Source organism: Geobacillus sp. LYN3, from assembly GCF_003064505.1.
In the GTDB taxonomy this organism is placed as follows: Bacteria; Bacillota; Bacilli; order Bacillales; family Anoxybacillaceae; genus Parageobacillus_B; species Parageobacillus_B toebii.
This window is the reverse complement of the sequence record NZ_QCWL01000001.1, coordinates 1,966,157-1,981,128: the sequence shown is the minus strand read 5'-3', so window position 1 is coordinate 1,981,128 and position 14,972 is coordinate 1,966,157. Positions and strand designations below refer to the sequence as shown.

Below are 14,972 nucleotides of genomic sequence, written 5' to 3'. Positions count from 1 at the left end.
ACGCCAATATATCGCGATGATGTTACGCAAAATCGAGAATTTCAAACAAGAGCATGAATGGTCGTTATGGAACATCTTGCACAAATTCTGCTGGTTGAACCAGTACCAAATTCAACTCAGGGAGGTGTAAACCTGGTTGCTAAAATCATTGTCGTGTACTGACCGATGGAAGGAATGGTGCACGACAGGTGCCGTCGCTAACAGCGAACCACGGGGTGTCTTTCACAGCAGGTGAATGACAAGGGAAATTCCCTTCCTGATGGAACTCGGTGAGAATCCGAGCGGCAAGCGGTGTTTCCTGGTTCCATCGCGATGAATCGATTTTTATAGATTTTAGTAACCAGGGCAATTGCATGACCCTTGCTTACTATTACTCTTTATTGCGCAAGAAGGAAGAAGAATTACAGCGTGTTTACCGTTGTGAAGCAAAGTTGTTGAATTCACAGGCGGAGTTTCAGGCTTATCAGCGTTTTGTAATGGAACCTGAACTATCGTCTAACACGTGGGATGGAAAGAAGGCGGAAAAATTTCAGCAAATAAGGAATGAAGATATGTTGGAATCCTATCAAGATATTATTGAACAACAATTTTCCGTAGTTTTCGATCAGCTTTCATCTAAAGCAAATGACATCAAAGAAGAAATTTATTTGATTAGACAAATGATTGCGCAACTAGAAGCACAACAAGCGGAGCAATAATTATTCATGCTTCTATGTTTGTTTAGAGTGATGAAACGGATTGAAAAAGAGGGGGAGAGTTGTAATTGAGCGGTGAAATCCATATACAATTTGCACAGGTAGAAAAAAAGCTTCGTCAACTGCAAAACTCCACGGAAGCGTTAAGTATTTCCTATCCTTCTTCTGTAGCCGGAGGAAATGAGCTGGGTGTTGTTAGGAAATTGGATGAACTTAATTTAATGGCGAATTACGTCATCTTTTAGAAAAATATAAAACGCTTCTGCTTTCTAATATACAGTCCACCTTTCATTCTCTTGATGCCATGAAGGAAACAGACCAAGCGATAAGTTCCTCAATTATCGGAAAGAGCCAAGGGGGAGAGAGATAAGTGAGAGTCTTAGATGTTTCTGATTTAGAAAATGGCGTCAAGGAATTAAAAGCTATATTAAAAGTGCAAAAGGAACAAATAAATAACATTAAAGATGATATGCAATCATTTACGCATTCTGAATCTTTTTATGCTGGCGAAGGAGCTTAAAGCTATTCGCTTTTTTTATAACGAGTGCCACGTTCCGTTTTTACGGTTTCTCGAAAATTTCATCGATAACTATCAAAGATTTCTCGTTAACTTAGGAAAATCACTGAATGATTTAGAGCCGGCAAATAACGGATTTATTCGCGAAAGTTTTTTGGAATATGAGATTACTTCAGCATTACGGCGAATGAAAAATACCGTCATAGACTTAATCGATGAAGCCAATGGTTATATGAATGAAGTAAACGATATCGTTTGCTTGACAAGATTAGACGATCAGCGTTTTATGCACGGATTAAAAAAAGCGGAAGATTATGTGGCAGAAACGGTGGAGGATTTGCGGAAGTTTGATTCCGAACAGATGAAAGAATTAAGCGGCCTGGAAGCTGATCTTCAAATCATGAAAAATTATACTGCGCTTATCGAGTCGATGTTTTGCCAAGGAGATTTTTCGATTTTATCGTTTAACATGGATAAGCTAAACAGTCATCCAGATTATAGAACGCTGACGGTTAAATTGCGAAATGATGAAATGAAGGAAAGGGTATATCCTTTCACTGATTTTTTCGCCACAATAAACGAAAAATTAAGTACAGGAGATAATATCATTATTGGCACAAGGCTTGTGGCGTTTCTCGCTTCCATGCAAGTAGCGAAAGGTTTGCAAATAAAATATATTCGTCAAGCACCGACCTTATGGCAAAAAATAAAAGGCGACTATCGATTCGCGGTGAAAGCTCACCCTTCATGGACAAGCGAAACAAAACACGAATCGCCCCTAGCCAAATTTATTATTAAACTGACGAGAAAAGAACCGAATAGTTGGTATGAAAAAGTACTGAAAAAAATTTTTTCTGGTTATCGGAGTCCATCAGACTTTATTAAACATATGGCAGGATACCCTAAAAATATTGAAGGCTTATTGACCGGGGAAGAGTTCAGAAATGCATTGATAGACCGGGTATCGGCAGGGGTTAAAGAAACAACTGAAGCTGCAACAAAAACGAAGGGAATGCACAAAACAGCTGGGTATATACCTGGAGTTGGGATTGCCATTACTGCTGTGGCTAATTTAACTGAATATGTAAGTCCGGAAAATCAAAATAAAAGCCCAGCAGAAAGAGTTGGCCGTGTTTTTACTGGAGCATTACTGGATATGTTTGCTATAAACGTAGGCACAAGAGTGGGAATCCTGATTGGCAGTATAGGAGGGCCGCCGGGGATGATTATAGGAGGGGCGGTTGGAGCGTTTGTAGGCGGAACCGTTAGTTCTCTGTTTGGCGATAAAATAAAGGACGCTGGGGGAAAAGTAGTTGACGAGGCGGCGGATGCGATTAAAAAGGTTGATGACAAGGCGGTGGATGTAATAAAAAAGGCAGAAATACCAGCATCAATAAAAAAGTGGTTTAGCTAGCGATAGTTTTAAGGAGGCATATATTGATGACATCAGATTTCAGGTTTCTATTGTCAGACCTATGGTTTCTATTATCGGAACCACATACATGGATTACTCTGCTTGATTATACATTAGGGGCGATTTTTATATTACAGTTTAGCACTGCTGCCGCTGTCTTTTTAGGTGCTAATTTGGTGGTATATTCCTATGACTTAGCCTATGCACAACATCCGGAAGCGATGTGGGAGAAAATAATCATTCTAATACTTAACTTGTGTTTTTGGTTTCCTGTTTATCTGTATAAGAGAGTATCCCCTTATCCATTTTTGATTCGGAAATTGTTGTATGCGGTTTTTACGGTTGTGGGGGCAGCGGTATATGGAATTATATGGATGGCTCTGCACTATTATTAAAATTGCTGTTGTTGGGGCACATATAATCGACGGAACAAAATTTAAAATAAGGTTAACGAAAGGAAAGTGTTCTATGAAGCTGCCAGTTTGCTGCAAATGTCATTATTCATTTCGCTGGAGAAGCGTCATAAAGGTATTGTTTGGATGGAAAAGGTTTATTTGTCCACATTGTAAAACAAAGTTGTATCCGACCGCAGAATCAAGGCAAAAAGCGTCATTCGCAAACTTCCTTTCGTTGCTAGTATTATTGCTTTTGCCATCTTTCGGAGTATCCTTTCTATGGACCTTTATTATATATTTTGTGCTTTTAGCAAGCATCTTGGCGCTATTGCCATTTTTCTACACATTTGTTGATCAAGAAGAGCCGTTTTGGTGATAATGATAGAATGAATAACTTATCCTTGCGTAATGTATAATGATGGTACGTTGATTTTTTAGGAGGATTCCATTTATGAGGCGGAACATCGCAACGAAGCGAACCGGTTGGATACTCATTGTTCTATCCACGATTGTATTTCTCGTTCCTTTTGTGATCCCGTTTTTTCCCGTTTCTACCACAATAAAAGTGGCAATTGGCGGAGCGGCATTGGTAACGGCGGAAGCGTTATTCTGGCTGGGAGCGCTGCTAGTCGGCAAAGAAACAATTCAAAAATATAAGAAGCGGTTGTTCAAGAGAAAAGTAAAAGAATAGATTAAATGCTATGAAGGTAGTGGTCTATGAAAAGTTGTAATAATATTAACTTTTCTTCGGATATTTTGATTATATTTGGTCTATTGCACGAGTGATGTTGTTGTATTCAATAATATTATTATGTAAACTTACTGGGGATAACATGAAAAAATCAGGCTATGAAATGAACCTTTATTGCAATAAGAAGTGCCCCCTTTTTGTTGTACTAACGGCACTAACGGGTCAAGTTTAGTTGAAAAAGGAATAAAAGCGAAACAAGAAGAATAAATAAGAGTATCGATTTACGGAAAGTTACAATGAAAAAAACTTTCTTATTTGTAATTCTTTTGGTTTCAATTTTGGTCGGATGTAATAATAAACAAATTTTTCTTTCTGGGGAAAGTGAGAACTGGAGATTAATATTGTTATGTCCGAAAAAATTGACATCTCAATCATCAATCTAACTAATTTACTTAATTGTGATTTACAGTTGGGAAATTTCTGAGTATATAGTTAAATATCAAAGCCCTTCTCATTCGAGAGGGGCTTATAATTATTTAGTAACACTATCATGTTTTTTCTTAAGTGCCAAAAATAAAATGCCAGCAAGAATGATCAACCCACCTACAATTGACAAGATAATATTCGTTATATTTGGTACAACAGCCTCCATATATATTTTGTTTTTGTCTCCAGGAATTAATTGCCATTCAAGTGTTTGGCCATCATTTTTTACATCTGAGGCATTGTGATTTTTTGCTTTCACTGGAAGGTCGAGTAAGAATTTTAAATCCATTTGATTTAGTACAGCATTATTAATATTTGACATTTCTTCAGTTGAATCCATTGCCATATCACTTAGATCGAGTTGTGTATCCAATACATATCGCGTACTAAAAAAGTCTTTTTCAATTTTTACAGGTTTTTCGTCTTTACTGTTCACCATAGTATAGAAAATAGGAACATCATTTAACTTATCAACATGCTTCTTCGCTCTTATTCCTGTATATCCGTTCTCTTTGTAGTTAGCAACTGTAAATCCTTGTTCTTCAGCTTGTTTACGTATTTCCTCTATCGGATTTTGACCATCTGAACTAGCAAACCCCAATAAAGTACTCTCAAATCCTAGATCATAATTTAAGTCTGCACTTCCATCCTTATTAACTTTTACATGAAATACGCCTTTTACACAGCCACTTAACAACCCTATGGATAAAATTAAAACAAAAAGTGATAGCAATTTTTTCATTACGATTCCCCCTGTTCAAGTATATGAAAATGTTAATTGTACCAATATTTTTATAATATCCTAAATTATAGTAATAATCCATATTTCAAAAGCAGATTACAAAAAATAAAAAAGCCTACTCGCTTTGTAACTGATTCCGTTTTGGGATGCAAAACAGGCATTTGACACACAAAATGGCGTGCGAATTGGCAATCGATTCGGCATGTTATTTGTCTTTATAAGGTTTTTCAAATAAAGTTATTCACTTTTGCAGGGGAAAGTTTGAACTATCTAGAAGATGAGAAAATGAAAAGAATTTATGGGAGTGTCAATTACATACCAATTCAAGTGTCATTTCTAATGCCGATTTCCATGAAACGAGATACCCCATCCATCACAGGATTCCTGTGGTGTTTATATGTGAAGAAGGGATGAGGAAAGATGAAATTGGTGGGAAACAAAATCTATTTGCGATTTTTAAAGAATACAGATGTGGGTCCGTTGACAGAGATGCACCGTAGAAACCGAAAATTTTGGCAACGGTATACGCCAGATAGGACCAAGGAGTTCTATACGGAGGAATATCAGTTAAATCGAATTCGAACCAGCTTGGCGAAGATGGAAAGAGACGAGCAATACACGTTCGGCATTTTCCTCATCGGTACTGATGAACTGATTGGCATCATTGAGTTGACTGAAGTGGTCCGTGGTCCTTTACAGGCATGTTGGCTAGGCTATTATGTAGATCAATCGCACAACGGACATGGCTATACTACTGAAGCTGTGCGCCTAGTCGTTGATTATGCCTTCGAAGTTCTCAAGTTGCACAGAATTGAAGCAGGGGTCATGCCACATAACATCGGATCGATTCGAGTTTTGGAGAAAGCAGGATTCCATAAGGAGGGGCTTTCCAAGAAGAATGTGAAGATTAACGGAAGGTGGGAAGATCATTTACACTTCGCTATCGTGAATCCAAATGATTCAGAATGACCAGAATTACCCAATTTTCCTATTTATCTCTTAGATTTTTTCTAATTATTGAAAAGAACCGTTAATTGAAGAATGGAACCAAATTCCTGTTATATCCGTACTAGTAGTTGCATCAGATCTGGAAAGGCAGGGAATATGGTGAATCGATTAGAGTATCGTCTCTGGCTTGGCGAGGAAAACTACCGCTTGCTTTATTTTTATGAATCGATAGATTTGCCGCAAATCATTGCCCGGCGCGAATGCGAGTTCTTTGTGAAAGATGGAGTGACGTATCGGCAAGTTTCTTCCGCGCTCGAACACGATACGTTTGTCATTTACATCGAGGAGTATGAGCGGGGACCGAAAGAAGCGGAAGTCGACAGCAACGATTTACTGCTGGAAGTTCGCGAACTCGATTCGGAGAATGGGCATCCCGTGATTGCAACGCTGGAGCTTCCTTCCCATCTTGATGTGATGGCGTACATCGGCAATTCGTTTACGTATTTTCACGGGAAAGAATGGCTTCGTGACAGCGCGGAAATCGACGAGGACCGTAAAGTGTATGTTCTTTATGTCACTGCAACAGGATTGGTCATAGAAGAAGGAGAGAATGACCGATGAACAAGACGAAAAAAATGATGGTTGGCGTGCTGACGACATTGATGGCCGCTTCACTTACTGCCTGCAGCGATGAGAGCTTGCCGCCGAAACCTAATGATCAGGATTGTGACGATTGGGAGTGGGATGCATCAACGGGGACGTATGTTTGTGACGATGATGACAGCTCTCATTATCGCCATTATTACTATGGAGGCCATTATTATCCGTCGAAACGCAAGCTGCAACGTTCTGCGGCATATAAAAGTTATCAACAGAGCGCGGAATTTAAGGCAAGGGCGAAATCCGGAATCGGTTCAGGGACAAAAGGCAGCTTTTTTGGAGGGTAACAATGTATTCGATTGAAGAACACCGCCAGCGCCGCGCCCAATTTTACGGGGCAATCCCCAATTTTTGGGCCGACTTATACGGCGCGGAATATGCTTTGTTCGATTACTATACGTTAACAGCTCGGGAAGTCGAGCAAATACGAACGACAACGGACCGCATCGGCCATCTGTATCGAAAAACGGCCAAACTGTTGCGCCAATTGCCTGATGAAACTCTACGGCTGTTAGGGTTTCATCCAGATACGCTTCCGTTTTTGCGCGCTTCCACACTTCCGGCGGAAACGGTGATCGCACGTGCCGATCTCGTATATGTCGACGGAACGTTTAAGTTGATCGAATTGAACGCGGATACACCAACATTTATCCGTGAAACGTTTGATATTAATGAGCAAGTGGCTTCCTTCTTTCGCATGGCTTCACCGAATGAAGGAGCGGCAAAAAACGTAACCAAAGCGGTCCGGCATGCCGTTTGGCAGTCATACCGTTTATTGCATTGCGATGGAGAGCCATATGTTGTGTTTACTTCCCATGAAGATCATATGGAAGACCGCGAGACGGTTCGGTATTTGCAGCGAATAAGCGGAATGGAGGCTGCCTATGTGCCGCTTCATGAGCTCCACGTTGTTGCCGAGGATGTTCCACTAAGTGGCGGCGGTGTGCTGCGGCGCGGATTGTACGATGCGGAAGGAAGACGGATCGATGTGCTATATCGTCAAACATATCCGCTTGAGCATTTAGTCGAAGACCGCTCAGCGGATGGAACGAAAGTAGGAGTACAGCTGCTGGAACTGTGGAAGGAGCGGGAAGTTGCCCTCATCAATCCGCCGTCGGCGTTTTTGCTTCAGTCGAAAGCGGTGCAGGCGCTCATATGGGGACTTTATGAGGAAGGGAGTCCGTTTTTCACGGAAGAGGAGCGTCAATGGATCTACGAACATTTTCTTCCTACATATTTGGACGAAGAATATTTTCTTAACCAGCAAATGATGTATGTGCAAAAACCTGCGTTCGGGCGCGAAGGAGACACGGTAGTCATCAAAAACGGAAACGGTGAACCAATCGCTGTCGACAGCCAGCAAACATATAAGGACGAAACACCTGTTTATCAGCAATATGCTCCATTGCCCGAAACCGTTGTCAAAACGGTAAACGGATATGAAACGGTGAAACGATTACACACGTGTTTTTTAATAAACGGAAAAGCGGTTGGAATCGGTCTGCGTGCAGGAGGAATGATTACAAACAACTTGTCCTATTATTTACCTGTCATGATGAAAGGGTGAAGAAAATGACGTATGTGGTGAATTTTCTGATTTATACCGTTTTAGGGCTTGTGCTGATGGGAGTTGGGATTGGCCTATTCAGCTTAACGACGAAATTTTCCGAGCGGGAACTCATTCGCCAAGGCAATATGGCGGTAGCGCTGAAATTGTGGGGAAAAGCGCTAGGATTGGCGATTGTCATTTACGCCGCCTGGAGCAACAGCGTCAGTTTGCTTGATGCCATTGTGTGGGGCGTGATCGGGATTATCACGCAAATACTCGTGTATTTTGCGCTCGAGTACATTTTCACGCCAAAGACCAACTTAGCAAAAAAAGTCGAGGAAGGCAATCTCGCGGTCGGCTTCAGTTTATTTGCCATTTCCATTATTGTCGGCTTGATTGTCGCGGGAAGTATGTCGTATTAAAGTGAGCCCGTTACGCTTGTTTCGGGTTCTTTTTCTAAATGAGGAGGGAACGGGATGAAAATCATCCAAACCACTAATGCAGACATAATTGCAAAATTAAATCGATCTGTCCATGATTTGCATGTTCAACGGTATCCGCAGTATTTCAAAGAGTACGCTTATGAAGCGGTGAAAGCATTTTTTCAAAGCATTATAAATAAAGACAACTTTATTTTTCTTCTTTTGGAGGATAATGAAGAAGCCATTGGCTATGCTTGGATAGAGATAAGAAAATACCAAGAAACTCCTTTTCGAAAGGCGTATAAATCTATATACGTTCATCAAATCAGTATCGTAGAAACCGAAAGAAAAAAAGGATATGGTTCAAAGTTAATGGAAGAAATTTATCGTATTGCCAGCCATCACAAAATCGATTTAGTCGAATTAGATTATTGGGCGGAAAACGAAGCAGCAAAAGATTTTTATCGGAAGCAAGGATTTTCTACCTATAGAGAAATCGTTTATAAAAGGCTATAGATTTCCAATCATCGTTTTGGAGAAACGGTTTATAATCATCACTTCCAATTCGAAATAATTTGGAAAGGAAAACAATAATGATGAAGGCAGTCATCTTTGATTTGGATGGCACATTGCTAAATCGCGACGTTTCCATACAAAAGTTTATCGAATACCAGTATGAGCGCTTGCAGTTATGGTTAAGCCATATTCCGAAAGAATCGTATATCGCTAGATTCATTGAATTAGATAATCGAGGGTATGTTTGGAAAGATGCTGTATATCAACAAATGGTCAAAGAATTCGAGATTATTGGCATCACGTGGGAAGATTTACTAGAAGATTATATGAATCATTTTCACAAAAGCTGTGCCCCGTTTCCTCACCTTGTATGGATGTTAGAAGAGTTAAAAAGAAAGTCATTGAAATTAGGAATCATCACAAATGGAAAAGGACAATTTCAAATGCATTCGATAAAGGTGTTAGGCATTGAAGGCTATTTTGATACGATTCTTATCTCGGAATGGGAAGGAATTAGTAAACCAGATCCCCGACTATTTCAAAAAGCGATGGATCATTTGAATGTCCTGCCAAATGAAAGCGTATTTGTTGGCGACCATCCAATCAACGACATTCAAGCGGCACGGAATATAGGGATGAAAACCATTTGGAAAAAGGATGTGGCATACGAGTCTGTGGAAGCAGATTTTGTCATAGAAGATTTAAGAGAAATTCTAGGAATCATCGAAACGCTTCAGCAACAATAAAGGGAGAGAAGAAACGAATACAATTTGTTTGGGAGAAAGTAACGTTATTGTTCGAGAAATTTGTATAGCCGATTCTTTGGAATTATATTGAAGAAGCGGAAAAGTAAGGATAATCCAACGATAAGTGCAGGCGGAAAGAAAATAGAAGCGAAAAGGACCAGCGATTTTCGTTGGTCCCTTTACGCGCCTTTTAATTCCACCGATTTGTGATCGAGCGATTTTGGTTTCATGATGAATGGATATAATACCAACCCGGCGACAAATAAGCCGATTCCTAAGAAAAACGTGTACCAGTCAGCCGTTCCGGTTTTAATGACCCAAATCGAGTACACTAGTGCCGCTGTTGTAATGATGCCGTCTCGGATGCGAATGTGTTTCGCGTTTTCATATGTTTCTCCCGTTATAATTAATTTCAGCTGATATAAAGCGGAAACGAGATACGGAACTAAATAGGCGAGCGTCGCGACGACAATCGCGAAATTGTACGCTTCGTTCACCGTTCCCGATACGGTCGAAAATAGAAAAATTTGCGTCATGAAATTCGTAATGAACAAAGAACGAACAGGGCTGCTGTTTCGGTTCGTTTTCGCAAAGAAAGTAGGGAACAATCCTTCTTTTGCCGCTTGATAAGGCACTTCTGAGCTGACGACAATCCAGCCGATCGTTGAGCCGAACAACGAAATGAGCGCCAAAATTGCCATGATGTAGGCGCCGTTGCTGCCGATGACAGCGTATAGCGCATCTACGAGCGGTTTTTGCGATTGCTGGAGCTGTTCTTGTGAAAGAGCCCCCATCGTTAACAGTGTGATTCCCATATAAATAAGCACAGAAATAAGTAATCCAAGCAATGTCGCTTTTTTCACATCTTTTTGCGACTTCGCGCGGTTGGAAAGCATAACGGCCGATTCGATGCCGATAAATGCCCATAGCATCGTAATCGCCGCTCCGTTTATTTGGCCTGGAACGGACACCGCTTGCCCTTTTTCATTCGTGAATGCAAACCCGCCACCAAAATTAGCGGCGTTAAACACCCAAACGGTCGCGATAATATAAAGAAGAAATCCGATGACTTTCGCTCCCGTCGTCAAAATATTAATGCTTCCTGCGCGTTGAAAATCGCGGGTAAGAATCCATTGAATTCCCCATAACACGATCGTGCAAACCGCAAAAGTGAGCGCTTTTCCTGTCTCTAATTGAAACGTTCCGATCGTAAGTAAGACGTGTTTGCTTTGCATAATCGGGAAAAACGTGCTTAAATAGCCGGCAAACGAAATAATGACAGACGCGGTTGCCGCCCAGTTCGCGGCCCAATATCCCCACGCCATGCTGTAGCCTGCTACCGTTCCCGCTTTCGGAGAGGAAAACATTGCTTGCGCGTAGCTTTGTGGTCCTGCTTTCAGTTCTGGCTTTCTTGTCACTAAGCTACCGAACACGAGTGCAATCGTTAAAACTCCCAATCCGGTTGCCATCCAGGCAAGAGCGGATCCCATCGGGCTTGCGACTTGCGCTAGACTTGCCGGAATCATAAATATGCCACCGCCAATCATATTTCCAACGACAAAGGCGGTTAAAATCCATAGTCCCCATTTTTTTGTTGACATCGTATAATCCCCCTTATATGCAAGGTCTGATGTGAATCTATGATTCATCCTAATTTTGTTTACTTATTCATCATATACTATTATTTTAATTTGGTAAAGTGATAATATGGTAAAGTAAAAAAGTTGATAAATTGCGAATAATGCCTACTTTTTTAGGACGATTTATCCAATGAGATTTATTAGATTTTTCGCTTTTTTCATGACTCTAATATTTCTCTTATCGTTTCTATTATTGTTTTCATGAAAAAAAGCATAAAATGAACTCAGAAAAGTCCCCGCTTTTTGGGGGCTTTTTTATTGAGGCACCGACAGAAGAAAATAGTATATTGCTTGTGGAAAGAAAAATCGGGAGTACAATACTTATTGTAAGGCATTGCGTTTTAACCTCTAAACGAAGGGGACAGGAGATGAATCAGGAATTTTTGATTCATAAAAACGAAAGAAAATATGTTTAGAAGACTTCCGATGCAGCATCAAGTAGAAGGCGGCAGCCTTTTCTATGCAGAATCTTCTTCGATGGAGATGGTAAGAAACTCCCATCTCTAAATAAAATGGTGGTGGGAGAGTTTGATTCAGGAAAGGAGAGAGAGCATGGACGCTATCAAAGAGTTCGCACAAATGATCAATAGTGCTGACAAGATTACTGTTTTAACCGGAGCGGGAATGAGCACCGAATCGGGAATTCCAGATTTTCGAAGCGAAAACGGTATTTATGCTCAAGAGGGAAACGTCGAACATTATATTTCTGAATATTATTTTGAAACACATCCTGTCGATTTCTGGCATAAATTTAAACGCATTTTTTCATTAAAGTTAATGGGAAATTTTGCGCCAAATCAAGGCCATCTCTTTTTGAAACATTTAGAAGACATGGGGAAAAAGGTGACGATTTTGACGCAAAATATTGACGGACTGCACAAAAAAGCAGGCAGTTCGCGCGTCATTGAATTACACGGCACGCTGCAAACAGCAACATGCCCGAAATGCCAAACAAAGTATGATTTAGCGTTCGTTAATAGCCATGATGTACCGCGGTGTGAGCAGGAAACATGCAATGAAATTTTAAAACCGGATGTTGTTTTGTTTGGAGGAATGGTTCATCGGTTCGAAGAGGCGCTCGAAGCTGCATATGATAGTGATTTGTTGATTGCGATGGGAACAAGCCTTGAAGTAACACCTGTCAACCAAATCCCGTTTTATGTATCCACAGAATCTCCTCGTGCTCATAAAGTTATCATTAACAAAACACCGACGAGAATGGATTATTTATTTGACATTGTTATTCATGTAGGAATCGGAGAGACAGTTGCCAAAGTGCAGCAATATATCGCGGATGCTCGTTGAACATTGGTTCAACTGCATCTGCTTATTTTATCACCTTCTTGGTAAGAAATTATTTTTTAAATCCAAAATATATTGTATTTTTTAAAAATTTTAGAATATAATAACATTAACATACCAACTGGTTGGTATAATTTCCGGCAATACGTATATGCATGAATATAGAAATTCAGATAAAAATGGAGGGGACAAGATGCATTTGCACCTTAGTGATGAACAACGGATGGTGCAAAAGGCCATTCGCAAATTTGTCGAAAAAGAATTGTCGACCGCGTCCTGCAAATTCACGGCGGCATGGGCTATACGAAAGAAATGCCGATCGAGCTCTGGTACCGCGAGGCTAGACTTTGGCGCATTTATGATGGCACCGATGAAATTCAGCGCATGATTATTGCAAGAAACCTGCTTAAAGGGCATGTCAAATTGGGGCAATTTCTATAAAAGTTGAAAGCGTTATCGAATAAAAGGGGGAAGCAATCATGAGTCAAAGATTTACAGGAAGAGTCGCATTCGTTACAGGAGGAAGCCGCGGAATCGGCAAGGCGATCGTTACGCGTTTTGCCGAGGAAGGAGCGAAAGTGGCGTTCATTGACTTAAATGAAGAAGCATTGCAGGCCACCGCAAGCGAATTGCGCGAAAAAGGCTATGAAGTATATGCAAAAGTCGCAAGCGTCACCGATTGCGAACAAGTCGAGGCGACGGTAAAAGAAATCGTTGGCCAATTTGGCTCGATTGATATTCTCGTTAATAATGCCGGAGTCATTCGCGATAACTTGTTGTTTAAAATGACGGATGAGGACTGGGACACGGTCATGGATGTCCACCTTAAAGGGGCGTTTTACTGCGCGCGCGCCGTCCAAAAATACATGGTTGAAAAACAGTACGGCCGCATTATTAATGTTTCTTCCACTTCCGCGCTTGGCAACCGCGGACAGGCGAACTATGCGGCGGCGAAAGCTGGAATTCAAGGGTTTACAAAAACATTGGCGATTGAATTGGGCAAATTCGGCATTACAACAAACGCTGTCGCTCCTGGATTTATTGAAACGGATATGACAAAAGCAACAGCGGAAAGATTAGGCATTTCGTTTGAACAATTAATTCAAGCTAGCGTTGCAGCCATTCCGGTCGGACGAAGCGGCAAGCCGGAAGACGTGGCGCAGGCAGTGGCGTTCTTCGCCGATGAGAAATCTTCCTTTATTAACGGCCAAGTGCTATATGTAGCCGGAGGTCCAAAATGTTAACGGAATAAGGAGGAAGCGATGCATGTTTGCCGAACATATCGGAAAATGCTCCAATAAAGTAAAAAACGTCGTCGAGCGGGGAGCGGTGAAAAAGTTTGCCGAAGCGATCGGCGATCCGCATCCGATTTACTGGGACGAGGAAATGGGAAAAAAATCGCGATATAAAACAAATATCGCTCCACCGACATTTCCAAGAGTGTTTGACTATGGCGTGATTGAAGAGTTGAAGCTTCCAAGCAAAGGGCTTATTCACGGCGAGCAACGGTTTCATTATGAAAGACCGCTTTATGTTGGCGAGGAATTGTATTGCTATTCAAAAGTGGAAGATTACTATGAAAAGAAAAGCAGCATGGGTGAGCTTGGATTTTTAGTCATCACGAATTACGGGGAAGACCCTTCCGGAAACGTTATTTTCACGTCCACATCGACAATTATTATTACAGAAGCAGTAAGAAAGGCGATGGTTGTATGACGAAAATCAGTGAATTGAAAGTAGGAGAGTCGTTGCCGGAGGTTAAGCTTTCGCCTGTTTCCCGCCTCGATCTCATTAAATATGCCGGTGCTTCCGGCGACTACAACCCGATTCATACGATTGACGAAGAGGCGAAAAAAGCGGGGCTGCCGGGCATTATCGCCCATGGAATGTGGACGATGGGCAATCTTGCCAAACTGTTTACCCCTTATTATGAAGAAGGATTTGTGCAAGACTATTCCGTTCGCTTTAAATCCATGGTGTTTTTAAATGATGTCGTCACGTTAAAAGCGATGGTGAAAGAAAAAGAGGATCACGCTTTGCGCTTTGATGTGGCGGCTATCAATCAAGACGGAAAAGAAGTCGTAAAGGGAGAAGTCGTGTTTTCTATCTATTAATTGGTTGCAACATCCATCCCGGTAACAATAAAACCCTTTTGTTACCGGGATTTTTATAAAAACGGGTAGCGTCAAAAGTTCTATGAAAACTCCACACAGATCATCCCATTGAGCATCGTGGGGCATGCGGAGGGT

The 14,972-nt window shown here is 41.1% G+C and carries 21 protein-coding genes and 1 pseudogene; 20 read left to right on the top strand and 2 right to left on the bottom strand.

What is annotated here, in order from left to right:
* Nucleotides 1–269 precede the first annotated feature (269 nt).
* The 8 genes from DCC82_RS10285 to DCC82_RS10260 all read left to right on the top strand — a co-directional run bounded on the left by DCC82_RS10285 (nucleotide 270) and on the right by DCC82_RS10260 (nucleotide 3,712).
* A complete protein-coding gene (locus tag DCC82_RS10285) occupies nucleotides 270–698 on the top strand; it encodes a DUF5082 domain-containing protein (protein ID WP_233252980.1) in 429 nt (142 codons plus the stop codon).
* Nucleotides 699–763: 65 nt separating this feature from the next.
* Complete coding sequence (locus DCC82_RS18190; protein ID WP_233252979.1) at nucleotides 764–940, top strand: DUF5344 family protein; 177 nt, start codon at nucleotides 764–766, stop codon at nucleotides 938–940.
* Between the two features lie 17 nt (nucleotides 941–957).
* On the top strand, nucleotides 958–1,065 hold the full coding sequence (locus DCC82_RS18730) for a hypothetical protein (protein ID WP_353620320.1): 108 nt from the start codon (nucleotides 958–960) through the stop codon (nucleotides 1,063–1,065).
* Complete coding sequence (locus DCC82_RS18180; RefSeq protein WP_233252978.1) at nucleotides 1,066–1,215, top strand: LXG domain-containing protein; 150 nt, start codon at nucleotides 1,066–1,068, stop codon at nucleotides 1,213–1,215.
* Complete coding sequence (locus DCC82_RS10275) at nucleotides 1,160–2,626, top strand: T7SS effector LXG polymorphic toxin (protein WP_353620319.1); 1,467 nt, start codon at nucleotides 1,160–1,162, stop codon at nucleotides 2,624–2,626. The genes DCC82_RS18180 and DCC82_RS10275 overlap by 56 nt, the downstream gene beginning before the upstream one ends.
* Nucleotides 2,627–2,652: 26 nt before the next feature.
* On the top strand, nucleotides 2,653–3,021 hold the full coding sequence (locus DCC82_RS10270; RefSeq protein WP_015863981.1) for a membrane protein: 369 nt from the start codon (nucleotides 2,653–2,655) through the stop codon (nucleotides 3,019–3,021).
* Nucleotides 2,954–3,397: a TIGR04104 family putative zinc finger protein gene (locus DCC82_RS18725; RefSeq protein WP_353620318.1), complete on the top strand. Its 444-nt coding sequence runs from the start codon at nucleotides 2,954–2,956 to the stop codon at nucleotides 3,395–3,397. Before DCC82_RS10270 ends, DCC82_RS18725 begins: the two co-directional genes overlap by 68 nt.
* A 75-nt stretch (nucleotides 3,398–3,472) precedes the next feature.
* Nucleotides 3,473–3,712 (top strand): transporter suffix domain-containing protein, encoded by a 240-nt coding sequence (locus tag DCC82_RS10260; RefSeq protein WP_015863979.1) that lies wholly within the window; start codon nucleotides 3,473–3,475, stop codon nucleotides 3,710–3,712.
* A gap of 532 nt (nucleotides 3,713–4,244) precedes the next feature.
* On the opposite strand, the gene DCC82_RS10255 is transcribed toward DCC82_RS10260, so the two are convergent.
* Nucleotides 4,245–4,940 carry an LptM family lipoprotein gene (locus DCC82_RS10255; protein WP_015863978.1) on the bottom strand — a complete coding sequence of 232 codons (696 nt, stop codon included), beginning with the start codon at nucleotides 4,938–4,940 and terminating at the stop codon, nucleotides 4,245–4,247.
* Nucleotides 4,941–5,360: 420 nt separating this feature from the next.
* Here DCC82_RS10255 and DCC82_RS10250 point away from each other — a divergent pair, with 420 nt between their 5' ends.
* The 7 genes from DCC82_RS10250 (at nucleotide 5,361) to DCC82_RS10220 (ending at nucleotide 9,781) form a co-directional block, all read left to right on the top strand.
* Nucleotides 5,361–5,909, top strand: a complete 549-nt coding sequence (locus tag DCC82_RS10250) for a GNAT family N-acetyltransferase (RefSeq protein WP_015863977.1) — start codon at nucleotides 5,361–5,363, stop codon at nucleotides 5,907–5,909.
* Nucleotides 5,910–6,047: 138 nt separating this feature from the next.
* On the top strand, nucleotides 6,048–6,509 hold the full coding sequence (locus DCC82_RS10245; protein WP_041269907.1) for a hypothetical protein: 462 nt from the start codon (nucleotides 6,048–6,050) through the stop codon (nucleotides 6,507–6,509).
* Entirely contained in the window at nucleotides 6,506–6,835 is a 330-nt protein-coding gene (locus DCC82_RS10240) for a hypothetical protein (protein WP_015863975.1), read from the top strand. Before DCC82_RS10245 ends, DCC82_RS10240 begins: the two co-directional genes overlap by 4 nt.
* Before the next feature lie 2 nt (nucleotides 6,836–6,837).
* Nucleotides 6,838–8,115, top strand: coding sequence for a glutathionylspermidine synthase family protein (locus DCC82_RS10235; RefSeq protein WP_015863974.1), 1,278 nt, complete (start codon nucleotides 6,838–6,840; stop codon nucleotides 8,113–8,115).
* Nucleotides 8,116–8,120: 5 nt separating this feature from the next.
* Nucleotides 8,121–8,519, top strand: coding sequence for a DUF350 domain-containing protein (locus tag DCC82_RS10230; RefSeq protein WP_015863973.1), 399 nt, complete (start codon nucleotides 8,121–8,123; stop codon nucleotides 8,517–8,519).
* A 54-nt stretch (nucleotides 8,520–8,573) separates the two neighbouring features.
* A complete protein-coding gene (locus DCC82_RS10225; RefSeq protein ID WP_015863972.1) occupies nucleotides 8,574–9,035 on the top strand; it encodes a GNAT family N-acetyltransferase in 462 nt (153 codons plus the stop codon).
* A gap of 77 nt (nucleotides 9,036–9,112) precedes the next feature.
* Complete coding sequence (locus DCC82_RS10220) at nucleotides 9,113–9,781, top strand: HAD family hydrolase (protein ID WP_097354548.1); 669 nt, start codon at nucleotides 9,113–9,115, stop codon at nucleotides 9,779–9,781.
* 179 nt (nucleotides 9,782–9,960) lie between these two features.
* On the opposite strand, the gene DCC82_RS10215 is transcribed toward DCC82_RS10220, so the two are convergent.
* The gene (locus DCC82_RS10215) at nucleotides 9,961–11,382 is read right to left on the bottom strand and encodes an amino acid permease (protein WP_097354547.1); all 1,422 of its coding nucleotides are present in this window, start codon (nucleotides 11,380–11,382) and stop codon (nucleotides 9,961–9,963) included.
* Between the two features lie 591 nt (nucleotides 11,383–11,973).
* Here DCC82_RS10215 and DCC82_RS10210 point away from each other — a divergent pair.
* The 5 genes and pseudogenes from DCC82_RS10210 (at nucleotide 11,974) to DCC82_RS10190 (ending at nucleotide 14,837) form a co-directional block, all read left to right on the top strand.
* A complete protein-coding gene (locus DCC82_RS10210; RefSeq protein ID WP_015863969.1) occupies nucleotides 11,974–12,726 on the top strand; it encodes an NAD-dependent protein deacylase in 753 nt (250 codons plus the stop codon).
* A gap of 255 nt (nucleotides 12,727–12,981) precedes the next feature.
* Nucleotides 12,982–13,164 (top strand): annotated as a pseudogene (locus tag DCC82_RS10205) (acyl-CoA dehydrogenase family protein); the annotation flags it as partial.
* Between the two features lie 38 nt (nucleotides 13,165–13,202).
* Entirely contained in the window at nucleotides 13,203–13,967 is a 765-nt protein-coding gene (locus DCC82_RS10200) for a beta-ketoacyl-ACP reductase (protein WP_015863967.1), read from the top strand.
* A 22-nt stretch (nucleotides 13,968–13,989) separates the two neighbouring features.
* Nucleotides 13,990–14,439 (top strand): MaoC family dehydratase N-terminal domain-containing protein, encoded by a 450-nt coding sequence (locus DCC82_RS10195; RefSeq protein ID WP_015863966.1) that lies wholly within the window; start codon nucleotides 13,990–13,992, stop codon nucleotides 14,437–14,439.
* Entirely contained in the window at nucleotides 14,436–14,837 is a 402-nt protein-coding gene (locus DCC82_RS10190; protein ID WP_015863965.1) for a MaoC family dehydratase, read from the top strand. The genes DCC82_RS10195 and DCC82_RS10190 overlap by 4 nt, the downstream gene beginning before the upstream one ends.
* Nucleotides 14,838–14,972 lie beyond the last annotated feature (135 nt).